Consider the following 10,639-nt stretch of genomic DNA (forward strand, 5'->3'; position numbering starts at 1 on the left):
GAGTTGTTTTTTTACATGTTCTTATTCTGTAAGAATTTTTACCATATTAACATATTGATTTTTTAAAAAAAATATAGTAATAAAGTATTAATCATATTTTATAGGAGGCGGTCTTTTATGGTTATTGATAGAAAAAATACAAAAAGAGTAGTTATATATATTAATGATTCTCAAAAAAATAATCTACAGACATTTTTACATTCAATTGGTTTTCATTACTATACTATTCAATCTAAACTAGAAGGTAGCTGGGAACATGGAATTAGACACTTAAATAACCATGTTTGGCCTGGATCTGAAGCTGTTTTTCACCTTATCGTATCTGGTTTCAAAGTAGAGTTACTTTTAAAAAAATTAAAAAGCTTTAGAATGGGACTTCCTGATAATGTAGTTATGGCTGTTTTAGTTTGTCCACTAGATGATTTTATTTATAATATGATGAGCGTTGATATTGAACCCGATGATTCAAATGAAAAAGTTCATTGGTTAAAAGATGATGAATAATAAAAAGGAGTAATTCATTGAATTACTCCTTTTTATTTAAAATTAATGTTTACATTTATCTTTTAAACTACAATTCCCATTTTTGCCTTTTGAACAGCTACATCCACTTTCACCTTTTAACATTTTATATAAACTTTTTAAGGCTATTCCTCCAATTATTGCAACTATCCCTATTAAAACTAAAGTTTTCATATTTGCCTCCTCTATAGAAAAGTTAAAAAAACAACTTTCCAATTTGGAATACAAGTGTTGACACGATGTATGGTACTACTAATAACATCCCTATTATAAATCCTGTAAACTTATATCCAAACTCTTGTTTTATAGCTCCTAATGTTACAACACAAGGAACTACTAATAAAATAAATACCATAAATGAATATGCTCTTAAAGGAGCTAACTCATCTGTCCACAACATTTTTGTAGCTGCTACAACACCGCTTCCTTCCTCTTCAATCTCAGATTCATCAGGAACACTAAACAGCCCCTTAATATCTAAACTAACAACACCAAGTATCGAATCTTTAATAGCCACTCCTAGCCCTGCTAATTGATCAACAGTATCCTCTATAAATGTCGTTTCATGATTTACCTCATCTTCAATCTCTTGAGCATCCTTATCTCCTACTAATACTTGTGCCATAAATCCTACTACTATCTCTTTTGCTGCTAAACTAGGTGGTATTGCTGCAACTGTTTCCCATCTATCCGCAAATCCTGTTGGCTTTAGAACTCCTTGGAACGTTTTTCCAAATTTAGCCATATAAGAGTTTGCAGTATCTCCATTATTTGGAAAATATGTTAATGCCCATAAAATCATTAGCATCCCCATTATAATTGTTGTAGCCTTTTTTAAATATGATCCAGTTCTAGTCAATGTTGATTTTACAATAACTCTTAAACTTGGCACTCTGTATGGAGGTAATTCTATAAGTAATGCTTTACCTTCAGCTTTGAACATTTCAAAATTCTTTAAAGCTAATCCCGTTAAAATAGCCACAACAATCCCTAACACATATAATGACATTACAACCATTCCAGCTTTAGCACCAAAGAATGCTGCTGTAAATAATCCATATACTGGAAGTCTAGCACCACATGACATAAATGGTGCCATCGCTGCTGTCAGTCTTCTTGATGATTCGTCCTCTAAAGTTCTTGTAGCATAAATTGCTGGAACTGTACATCCAAATCCTAATACCATAGGAACAAAGGCTTTACCATTTAATCCTAATTTTGTCATTATTTTATCCATTAAAAAAGCAACTCTAGACATATAACCACTTTCTTCTAATATTGCTAAGAAGAAATATAAATATAACATAAGAGGAACAAACACAACTACTCCTCCTACCCCTCCTAAAATTCCATCCATAACTAATGATGCTAACCAATTAGGAGTATTTTCATCTATTAACATACTTACATATTTACCTATATAATCATTTACAAATCCATCAACCCAATCGATTAAAGGAGCTGATCCATTAAATACAGTTCCCATTAATCCTACTATTATTAAGAAAAATATTGGTAACCCTAAATATTTATTTAATAGAACTCTATCAACCTTATCTGTAAAATCTAATCTAGATTTTATTGAAGTTGTAAATGTTTTAGCTAATATTCCTTTAACTGTTCCATATCTTCCTTCTGCAAATATAGTTTCAATATCCTCATCGTGATCATCTTCAAGCTGTTTTGTAATTTTTAATATACTACTATCCTCTTCATATTTATACTCTGTTTTTAAAATTTCTAATAAATGCTTATCTTGCTCTAATAATTTTATTGCTAAAAAGTCCATTCCAAATTTTTCAGAAGCTTTTTGTAACTTTTCATCACAATTTATTTTACATTTAACTTCTCCAATAGCTTCCTCTAAACATTTATCAAATAACAATGTATATTTTTTATTTTCTTTAGATTCTTTTGCTATAACTAACGCTTTATCAAGCAACTCTTGAACCCCTGTTCTTTTTGTTGCAGATGTCATTATCACATCCATCTCAATCATATCTACAAATTTTTTAACATCTAATTTATAATTTAACTTTTCAAATTCATCATAAAAATTTAAAGCCATAATCATCGGTTTTTCTAATTCTTTTAATAACATTGTTAAATATAAGTTTCTCTCTAAGTTTGTAGAGTCAACTATATTAATTATAACGTCTGGTTTTTCATTAATTATGAAGTCTCTAGTTATAGTTTCTTCTAAAGTATATGGACTTAAACTATAAACTCCTGGCAAATCAATACATTGAATTTTTTCACCTTTATACTCAAACTCAGCCTCTTTTTTCTCAACTGTTACACCAGCCCAATTTCCTACTTTTAAATTTGAACCAGCTATTGCATTTATTAATGCTGATTTTCCTACATTTGGATTTCCTGTAAATGCTATTTTTATCATCTTTAATCTCCTATCCATCTATCTCTATTTCAATATTTTGTGCATCTTGTTTTCTTATAGCGATATTTGTTGATTTTACAATAAACTCTTGCGGGTCTCCTAAAGGAGCATTTCTTTCAAGTTTTATTATCTCTCCAGCTGTTACACCCATATCAACTAACCTTTTTTTTAATTCGCCAATTTTCCCAATTTTGACGATTTTAGCTGATTCTCCTCTTTTTAACTCTGTTAATTTCATTCCAAGCCTCCCAACTTATTAGTTATAAATATATTTTGAAACTCAAAATATATTTGGAAAATTTAAATCACAGTAGATAACTGTGATTTAATATTATTCATTGTCAATTATTATCTTATTTGCTAATCCAAAATTTAAAACATATTTAGTGTCATTTATTTTTACTATATAGTTACTTTGATCATCTCTTAGTAAGCATATTTTATTGCCTATACAAAATCCTTTTTCTGTTAGTCTATTCTTATCTTTATCTCTTCCCTTTATCTCTTTTATAACAAACTCTTTATTTTGTTCTGCAAAAACTAATGGCGTCATAGAATAAACCTCCTAGTATTATTTGTTATTTATACATGAATTATATTCCACTAAATAACATTTGTCAAGGATAAAACTTTAATAATCAAAGTTTTCTTTAAACAAATAGATCTTTTATACTATTTAGCATTACACTTCTTACATTTGGGCTATCTTTAGATAACTCCTCTATCATCTTTTTTACTTTTAAACGTTTTGAATTATCACTTGTTTCATATGGACAATCATTATGTAAAATTGGCAGTCCTAATTTCTTTGCATATCTAATTGTTTCTTTCTCTTCAACATATGCTAATGGTCTAATTACCTTCAACCCATACTCTTCTGAGTGATAAGCTGGCTTCATAACTCCCATATTTCCTTGATATAAAACATTTAATAAAAACGTTTCTATTATGTCATCCTTATGGTGTCCTAACACTAACTTATTTATATTTTGCTTTTTCATCTCTTTATACAAAAGTCCTCTTCTTACTCTCGCACACATAAAACATGGATTTTTTAAATCTTCATTAGTCAGAATACTTTCACCTATCGATGTTTCTATCACTTGTAATTCTACCCCTAATTTAGAACAATAATCTTTTATATCACCATATTTTCCACCCTCTTCAACTGGATGAATATGAATTGGAAATAATTCAAATTTTATTCCTGATATTTTTTTTATTCTTATTAAAGCATTTAAAACTGTTAAGCTATCTTTTCCTCCTGATATTCCAATAGCAATTCTATCGCCCTCTTCAATCATATTGTAATCATGCATCGCTCTTCCTATTGGACTCCATAGTGTTTTTTCAAATCCTTTATCTTGAATAAATGATAAAATTTCTCTATCATCTAATTTATTTAAAGATATTTTTAATCCTGTTTGTTTGTAAATTTTATCAATTAATTTTACTATCTTATTTTCAGCATAAGTTATCTCTATTTTTATTTCATCTTTTAAATTATTAATTAAAACTATATTTTCCTGAACTTCAAAAGTAAAAGATTGAAATATATAACCATTTAACTCTTTTATATTATCTATTTTTAACATGCTATTCTCCTTTTTTTCCTTCTGATACATATCCTAATACATAATCTAAGTTTATATTTTTCATAGAGTTAAATATACTTTGCTTTATTTGTGGATTTGTTTTTTCTAAAGTAGATAATAAATTTTTGATCTCTTTTCTCTTTGAATCAACTTTTCCAGACTCAATTGGGCATCCACAAGCCATTGCCATAATTTCATTTTTTTTCGTGAAATTTATAATATCATTTTCTTTTATATAAATTAATGGTCTTATCAACTCTAATCTCCCACTTGTTGATTTCACTTTAGGAATCATTGTTTTAGTAGTCCCTGCATAAAACATATTTATTAAGGTAGTTTCTACTAAATCATCAAAGTGATGCCCTAAAGCTAATTTATTATATCCCAACTCTTCTACTTTACTATAAAGAACTCCTCTTCTCATTTTTGCACATAAAAAACAAGGGCTATCAGGAGATGATTCAAAAGCTACTTCCCAAACATTTGCATCAAATATTTCACACGGTATTCCAAGCTCTTCTAAATTAATTTTAAACTGCTCTAAATCCATAGATCCAAATCCTGGGTTCATCGATATAAAAGCTACTTCAAAGTTTTTACTTTTATCTTTTTTTAATTCTTGGAATAATTTTGATAATAATAAACTATCCTTTCCACCTGATACTCCTACAGCTATTTTATCTCCATCTTGTATTAAATCAAAGTCTTTTATCGCCTTTGTAAATTTTGACCATATTTTCTTTCTATAAGTACTTCTTATTGAGTATTCTACCATTTCTCTTTTTGTTTCAAAAACTTTTTCTTCCATTAATCCTCCAACAATATAGTATAGACTTTTACTCCATTATACCATGCTCGCAAAAAAATTAACAATTCTTTTTTTTTGTGCTAAAATGTGTTATTCGAACAAATGAGGTGATTAAATTTATGAATGATATAGAAAAAAATGTTTTAGAATTTTTAAAAAGTGGAATGGTTTACAGTGATGGTGCCATTATGAAAAATTTAGGTATTAACTCTACTGAGCTTGAAGAGATATACATCTCCCTAACAAACCAAGGATATTTAGAAAGTTATGAAGATTTTCTTAAGAGAAATCCTGATTATGAAAAAGGAGAGGAAGAAAGCTCTTGTGGTGGATGTTCTTCTGGAGGATGTTCGTCTAAAGGTGGTTGCTCTTCTGGAGGTTGCTCTTCTGGGGGATGTTCATCTAAAGACGAAGATATTGATTACTCTAAGGTTAAAGTTTTAACTGAAAAAGCTTTTACTTATACATATTAAAAATTTAAAAGGAGAACTTTAAAGTTCTCCTTAAGTTAATTCTAGCTCTACTCGATATAAAAAATTATGCAATTTATTGTAAAACTTGCAGTATCCCCATGTAAAAATTAAAAAAAATGTTGAAACTACAACAACCTCTTTAGTTACATTGTTATTTTTTATTGAAAATAGTAACCCAAAAACAAATAATAAATAGTAAATAACTGAGAATTTTTTTAAAATTTCATATAAAATTTCTGTAAAAATTCTAAAAATTGAAACCGTAACCAATCTATATTTTCTTAATACCATAACTTCCCCCTTTATGATATGAATTTATAATACTTTACTCCTTTAATAACTTTTTTTCAAATTGATTTTATTTATACTAATCATTGACACCAGTACTTTTGAATAATATAATCAACTAAGTATTCTATTTTAAAGGAGCGTTTTTATGAACAAAAAAGTAACTTATGTCAAAGGACAATTAAATTGTGCTGAATCGATTATTGATTCATTTAATAAAAATAACAAGACTGAAATTCCCGTTGCTTTAGGTAGTGGTATGGGAACTGGAGTAACTATCGGTAGTCTTTGTGGTGCTATTAATGCAGCTGTTCTTGTTATTGGTTATCTTAAAGGTAGAGAAACTTATCAAGAAGAGAATAAAGCTAAATCTTTAACTAATGATTTATTAAAAGAGATTAAAAATAAGTTCGATTCTGAACTTTGTGTAGATTTAAAAAAATCAAATGTTAATTGTAGCGAAATTGTTAGTTTCACTTATGAAAAGTTAGAAGAAATTTTAAGTAAAAATTAAAGGAGTAGAATATCTACTCCTTTAATTTTTTAGTTGGCAACTTTTTCTTTTATTGCATCTACACCTTCATCTATCTTATCTTTTACTTTATCTCCTGCCTTATCTAATTCTTCCCCAATTTTATCAGTTGTTTTTTCAACAGTTTCAACTGCTGATTTAGTTGCGTTTTCAGCATTCTCTGTTACAGTTTCTTGAACTACACTCTCTGTAGATGGTTTTTCTGTCATTTTTTGTGCATTTTCATCAGTGGGAACTTTATCTCCTGGAACTGATGTTGATTCTGTTGTTGTTGGTGTTGCTGGTTTTGCTTCCTCTTTTTCACCCGAACATGCTAATATAAATACACTTAATGCTAATAATGAAATCAACTTTATTTTTTTCATTTTAACTCCTCCTTAAAATTTAAAGTGTTATATACTATTGTTGTTCAAAGAGATTGCTTTTCCTTTTTATTTTAAATATTTTTCTACATATTTTTCTATATTAAATTTTCTTTTCAATCCATCACTATTCATATATCTAACTTTACCAAATATCGCTCTTTCTTTCCACGCCCGATCATGCTTTCCAAAACACCAAGCAACTCCTGCATAAGAGTTAGGGTCTCTTCCATCATAAAAATATTTATTATTAAATTTTATTGCTATTTCATATGCTTTTTGTGGAGTCTGACTCCACTCCAATATTTTTTTGCACCAATACATTCTCATATAACTGTCCATGTACCCTGTTTCAAGCATCTGCTTTTGACAAGCATTCCAGTATTTATCGTGCGTTTTAAACTCTTCCAACTCTTTTTCGCTATAAATATATTCCCTTTTATCAGCGACATGTTTTTCCAGTGTTCTATAAGCCCACTCATATGTTATCCCTATCCAATTATCATAATTTTTATTATAGTAGACAAAATTAATTGCTAATTCTCTTCTTACTATAACTTCTTCTAGGAAACTATTTTTTTCATTAATTAATTCATCACTTAACCCATCAATGGCATGCTTAATCTCTACAGGAGATATCTGTCCAAAATGTAAATAGGGGGACAATCTTGAACTCCTTTCATTGTCAGGTCCTTTATTTAAATAAAATTTTAAATCATTTTTTATAAAATTTTCTAAAAGCTTTATGGCTTCATTCTCTCCACCTAAAAAATCTCCATCTAAAGTTTTTTTTATCTTTGGTATATACTTATCAGAACAATCTAACCCCTCTAGAACATTATTTGAATTTTCTATAAAAAAATATTTTTCTTCATTAAAATTTTCTTCATTAAAATTTTCTATTTTTTTATATTTATCTCTTAAGGTTTTTGCACTATACTCCTCTTTAGTACTGATTAACTCCACAGGAATAACAACATTACTTTCAACCTCTAAAATTGCACTATCTATATATTTTAGTAATTTCTCTTTTACATCCCTTTGATTTTTCAAATAACTTTTATCCCAAATAACAACTTTCGCTTTTTTACAAACTTTAACTATATTTTCCAGAGGATCTCCTTCTAATAAAATAAACTTGATACCTTTTTGACTAAGAGATTCCTTTACATCTTTTAAACCTTGTAACATGAAATCATAATGTCTTTTAGATGCTTCTGGATAACTATTTAAATAATTAAATACAACATAAAGAGGTATTTTATTTTTTCGAGATAGATATATTGCTTCATTTAAAGCAAAATTATATCTCGTTCTTTGACTTTCTTGCATCCAATATATTATATATTTTCCATCTACCTTTTCATTATTTTTTAAACACTTTATTCTTGAATCTTTAAATAAATTCATACGCTCCACCTCATAATATTTATATTATAAAAAGATTTTTTCCAACTCATTTAAAAACTCTTGAGAGAATCTTGCTACCTTTTTCTTTCCATAATCAAAAGCTACAATGATTGTACTCCCCTCTAATACAACTCCTCCCGCTCTTTTTTCTACGCTGTATATAAAATTTAATGATGTTTTTTTTATATCTATACTTTTTATTATTATTGTTAGCTCATCTCCTAAATGTACCTCACCTTTATAATAAACATGTGCATCTTTTTGAATTGTACCGACATTATCTCCAACATTTATTTCAGTTACTCCTAAACTTTTAAAAAGTTCTATTCTAGATTGTTGAAATAACAGCAATGCTCTTTCATTACCCATATGTCCCCCATAATTTATATCTGATATTGTAACTTTATAATTAACCGAAAACATGATGCTCCTCCTTTAATATTTTTTATCTATTATAACAATTATTTTCTCCCATTTGTTAATTTTCTTTTTTATATGCTATAATTAATATCATAATTTTGAGGTGTTTTAATGTTTGAATTAGCTCATAAACTTTTCAATACCCTCGGGTATATAATAGCTATCGCTTTCTTCTTCTCTCGATTTAAAAGTGCTCGTAGTATTTTTAGTAGAGAAAAATATACAAAAAAAGATATGCTTCTACTATCGCTTACTTTTTCTAGTCTAGCTATCTTAGGAACTTATATCGGTGTCGATTACAAAGGTGCTATTGCCAATACAAGAAATATTGGTGTTGTCGTTGGTGGAATGCTCGCTGGTCCTGAAGTTGCTATAATCTCTGGTATTGTTGCTGGTATCCATAGAGCTTCTGTTGGTGTTAGTAGACTAACGGCTATTCCATGTGCTATAGCTACAATACTTGGTGGGTTTATAACAAGCTATTTGTATAAAAAAGCAAACTCTAGCAATAGATCTCTTTTGGGATTTTTTGCTGGTGTTTTTGTAGAAAACTTAAGCATGCTTTTTATACTTCTTTTTGCAGAAGATAAAACTCTTGCTATGGATATTGTAAAAAATTTATATCTTCCTATGATTTTTATAAATGGAATTGGAGTCGCTGTTATCATTATAATTACTGAAGAGATTTTAGAGGAGAAGGAAAGAGAAGCTGGAACACAAGCTAAACTAGCTCTTGAGATTGCTAATAAAACTTTACCCTTCTTTAAAAAAGGAGAATCTCTAGATAGTATTTGTAAAATTCTTTTAGAGTCCTTGAAAGCTGAGATTGTAGTTATAACTGATAAAGAAGTTATTATTGCTAATGCTTCTAAAAATAACAATCTTTGTCTTAAAGATAGAGAGATTCAAAGTGAAGGCACAAAAAAAGTTTTAAGTTCTGGTGAGATTTTAATTTTTGATAGAAATAGTGAATTTAATGATTTTTCCTATTCTGAAGAAGGTATCAAGTCTTGTATAATCGCTCCTCTTTTTCAAGATGAAAAAGTTTCTGGAACTTTAAAAATTTATTTTAAAAATGAAGAAAATATTACAGCACGAAAAAAATATTTAGCTATTGGTCTATCCCAATTAATTTCAACTCAATTAGAAATTAGTAAAATGGAAAATTTAAAAACTATGGCTAGAGATGCTGAATTAAAAGCTCTTCAAAATCAGATAAATCCACATTTTTTATTCAATGCTTTAAACACTACCGCGTCTTTTGTAAGATTTAATCCAACTAGGGCAAGGGAAATAATAATAGATTTATCAACTTATTTAAGATACAATCTTGAAAATTCTGTTAATTTAGTTCCAATAAAAAAGGAATTAGAACAAGTTAAAGCTTATATCAATATTGAAAAGGCACGTTTTCATAATCGATTTGAAATTATTTATGATTTTGATGAAGATTTAGATACAATAAAAATTCCCAGTTTAACAATTCAACCTCTTGTTGAAAATAGTATTAAACATGGTATTTTAAAACAAAGAGAAAGTGGAATAGTTAAAATTTCTATAAAAAAAGTTTATTTGAAATGTTTAGTTTCCATTGAAGATAACGGAGTTGGAATCGATCAAGATATTATTAATAATATTAATAAAAAAATTGAAAAAAATATTGGTCTAAAAAATGTTCACAATCGTTTAAAACTTATATATGGTAAAGGTTTATTAATTGAAAAACTTGAAAAAGGAACTAAAATATCATTTTATATAAATCAGGAGGAATAGATGCTTAATTGTGTAATTATTGAAGATGAATTCCCTGCTAGAGAGGAGTTAAAATATT

Annotated in this window: 14 protein-coding genes; 4 read left to right on the top strand and 10 right to left on the bottom strand. The window is 28.1% G+C overall.

Annotated elements, in window-relative coordinates; translation table 11 throughout:
• Positions 1 to 117: 117 nt before the first annotated feature.
• The gene (locus ACRC8M_RS02220) at positions 118 to 504 is read left to right on the top strand and encodes a PG0541 family transporter-associated protein (protein WP_438527647.1); all 387 of its coding nucleotides are present in this window, start codon (positions 118 to 120) and stop codon (positions 502 to 504) included.
• Between the two features lie 42 nt (positions 505 to 546).
• Here the strand turns inward: ACRC8M_RS02220 and ACRC8M_RS02225 are convergent, their stop codons facing one another.
• The 6 genes from ACRC8M_RS02225 to ACRC8M_RS02250 all read right to left on the bottom strand — a co-directional run bounded on the left by ACRC8M_RS02225 (position 547) and on the right by ACRC8M_RS02250 (position 5,323).
• The gene (locus ACRC8M_RS02225; RefSeq protein WP_023050071.1) at positions 547 to 696 is read right to left on the bottom strand and encodes a hypothetical protein; all 150 of its coding nucleotides are present in this window, start codon (positions 694 to 696) and stop codon (positions 547 to 549) included.
• Positions 697 to 718: 22 nt separating this feature from the next.
• Positions 719 to 2,920 carry a ferrous iron transport protein B gene (gene feoB, locus ACRC8M_RS02230; RefSeq protein ID WP_438527648.1) on the bottom strand — a complete coding sequence of 734 codons (2,202 nt, stop codon included), beginning with the start codon at positions 2,918 to 2,920 and terminating at the stop codon, positions 719 to 721.
• Between the two features lie 10 nt (positions 2,921 to 2,930).
• Entirely contained in the window at positions 2,931 to 3,158 is a 228-nt protein-coding gene (locus ACRC8M_RS02235; protein ID WP_023050073.1) for a FeoA family protein, read from the bottom strand.
• Between the two features lie 93 nt (positions 3,159 to 3,251).
• Entirely contained in the window at positions 3,252 to 3,473 is a 222-nt protein-coding gene (locus tag ACRC8M_RS02240; protein WP_023050074.1) for a FeoA family protein, read from the bottom strand.
• A 97-nt stretch (positions 3,474 to 3,570) separates the two neighbouring features.
• Positions 3,571 to 4,515, bottom strand: a complete 945-nt coding sequence (locus ACRC8M_RS02245) for a tRNA 2-thiocytidine biosynthesis TtcA family protein (RefSeq protein WP_438527649.1) — start codon at positions 4,513 to 4,515, stop codon at positions 3,571 to 3,573.
• A 1-nt stretch (position 4,516) separates the two neighbouring features.
• Positions 4,517 to 5,323, bottom strand: a complete 807-nt coding sequence (locus ACRC8M_RS02250; protein ID WP_438527650.1) for a tRNA lysidine(34) synthetase — start codon at positions 5,321 to 5,323, stop codon at positions 4,517 to 4,519.
• Positions 5,324 to 5,442: 119 nt separating this feature from the next.
• Between ACRC8M_RS02250 and ACRC8M_RS02255 the strand changes: the two genes are divergently transcribed.
• On the top strand, positions 5,443 to 5,796 hold the full coding sequence (locus ACRC8M_RS02255) for a hypothetical protein (protein ID WP_438527651.1): 354 nt from the start codon (positions 5,443 to 5,445) through the stop codon (positions 5,794 to 5,796).
• Positions 5,797 to 5,826: 30 nt separating this feature from the next.
• Here ACRC8M_RS02255 and ACRC8M_RS02260 read toward each other — a convergent pair whose 3' ends face one another.
• On the bottom strand, positions 5,827 to 6,087 hold the full coding sequence (locus ACRC8M_RS02260; protein WP_438527652.1) for a hypothetical protein: 261 nt from the start codon (positions 6,085 to 6,087) through the stop codon (positions 5,827 to 5,829).
• Positions 6,088 to 6,232: 145 nt separating this feature from the next.
• Between ACRC8M_RS02260 and ACRC8M_RS02265 the strand changes: the two genes are divergently transcribed.
• The gene (locus ACRC8M_RS02265) at positions 6,233 to 6,598 is read left to right on the top strand and encodes a C-GCAxxG-C-C family (seleno)protein (RefSeq protein WP_438527653.1); all 366 of its coding nucleotides are present in this window, start codon (positions 6,233 to 6,235) and stop codon (positions 6,596 to 6,598) included.
• 29 nt (positions 6,599 to 6,627) lie between these two features.
• On the opposite strand, the gene ACRC8M_RS02270 is transcribed toward ACRC8M_RS02265, so the two are convergent.
• The 3 genes from ACRC8M_RS02270 to ACRC8M_RS02280 all read right to left on the bottom strand — a co-directional run bounded on the left by ACRC8M_RS02270 (position 6,628) and on the right by ACRC8M_RS02280 (position 8,811).
• The gene (locus ACRC8M_RS02270; protein ID WP_438527654.1) at positions 6,628 to 6,981 is read right to left on the bottom strand and encodes a hypothetical protein; all 354 of its coding nucleotides are present in this window, start codon (positions 6,979 to 6,981) and stop codon (positions 6,628 to 6,630) included.
• Between the two features lie 66 nt (positions 6,982 to 7,047).
• Positions 7,048 to 8,388: a deoxyribodipyrimidine photo-lyase gene (locus ACRC8M_RS02275; protein ID WP_438527655.1), complete on the bottom strand. Its 1,341-nt coding sequence runs from the start codon at positions 8,386 to 8,388 to the stop codon at positions 7,048 to 7,050.
• A gap of 24 nt (positions 8,389 to 8,412) precedes the next feature.
• Positions 8,413 to 8,811 carry an acyl-CoA thioesterase gene (locus ACRC8M_RS02280; protein WP_438527656.1) on the bottom strand — a complete coding sequence of 133 codons (399 nt, stop codon included), beginning with the start codon at positions 8,809 to 8,811 and terminating at the stop codon, positions 8,413 to 8,415.
• A 108-nt stretch (positions 8,812 to 8,919) separates the two neighbouring features.
• Here ACRC8M_RS02280 and ACRC8M_RS02285 point away from each other — a divergent pair, with 108 nt between their 5' ends.
• Positions 8,920 to 10,581: a LytS/YhcK type 5TM receptor domain-containing protein gene (locus ACRC8M_RS02285; protein WP_438527657.1), complete on the top strand. Its 1,662-nt coding sequence runs from the start codon at positions 8,920 to 8,922 to the stop codon at positions 10,579 to 10,581.
• Positions 10,582 to 10,639 lie beyond the last annotated feature (58 nt).

Source organism: Cetobacterium sp. (genome assembly GCF_051653945.1).
GTDB lineage: Bacteria > Fusobacteriota > Fusobacteriia > Fusobacteriales > Fusobacteriaceae > Cetobacterium_A.

Excerpts from the sequence above, each read along its gene's own strand:
- ACRC8M_RS02220 (WP_438527647.1), top strand. The coding sequence starts at position 118 with ATGGTTATTGATAGAAAAAATACAAAAAGAGTAGTTATATATATTAAT.
- ACRC8M_RS02225 (WP_023050071.1), bottom strand. The coding sequence starts at position 696 with ATGAAAACTTTAGTTTTAATAGGGATAGTTGCAATAATTGGAGGAATA.
- feoB (WP_438527648.1), bottom strand. The coding sequence starts at position 2,920 with ATGATAAAAATAGCATTTACAGGAAATCCAAATGTAGGAAAATCAGCA.
- ACRC8M_RS02235 (WP_023050073.1), bottom strand. The coding sequence starts at position 3,158 with ATGAAATTAACAGAGTTAAAAAGAGGAGAATCAGCTAAAATCGTCAAA.
- ACRC8M_RS02240 (WP_023050074.1), bottom strand. The coding sequence starts at position 3,473 with ATGACGCCATTAGTTTTTGCAGAACAAAATAAAGAGTTTGTTATAAAA.
- ACRC8M_RS02245 (WP_438527649.1), bottom strand. The coding sequence starts at position 4,515 with ATGTTAAAAATAGATAATATAAAAGAGTTAAATGGTTATATATTTCAA.
- ACRC8M_RS02250 (WP_438527650.1), bottom strand. The coding sequence starts at position 5,323 with ATGGAAGAAAAAGTTTTTGAAACAAAAAGAGAAATGGTAGAATACTCA.
- ACRC8M_RS02255 (WP_438527651.1), top strand. The coding sequence starts at position 5,443 with ATGAATGATATAGAAAAAAATGTTTTAGAATTTTTAAAAAGTGGAATG.
- ACRC8M_RS02260 (WP_438527652.1), bottom strand. The coding sequence starts at position 6,087 with ATGGTATTAAGAAAATATAGATTGGTTACGGTTTCAATTTTTAGAATT.
- ACRC8M_RS02265 (WP_438527653.1), top strand. The coding sequence starts at position 6,233 with ATGAACAAAAAAGTAACTTATGTCAAAGGACAATTAAATTGTGCTGAA.
- ACRC8M_RS02270 (WP_438527654.1), bottom strand. The coding sequence starts at position 6,981 with ATGAAAAAAATAAAGTTGATTTCATTATTAGCATTAAGTGTATTTATA.
- ACRC8M_RS02275 (WP_438527655.1), bottom strand. The coding sequence starts at position 8,388 with ATGAATTTATTTAAAGATTCAAGAATAAAGTGTTTAAAAAATAATGAA.
- ACRC8M_RS02280 (WP_438527656.1), bottom strand. The coding sequence starts at position 8,811 with ATGTTTTCGGTTAATTATAAAGTTACAATATCAGATATAAATTATGGG.
- ACRC8M_RS02285 (WP_438527657.1), top strand. The coding sequence starts at position 8,920 with ATGTTTGAATTAGCTCATAAACTTTTCAATACCCTCGGGTATATAATA.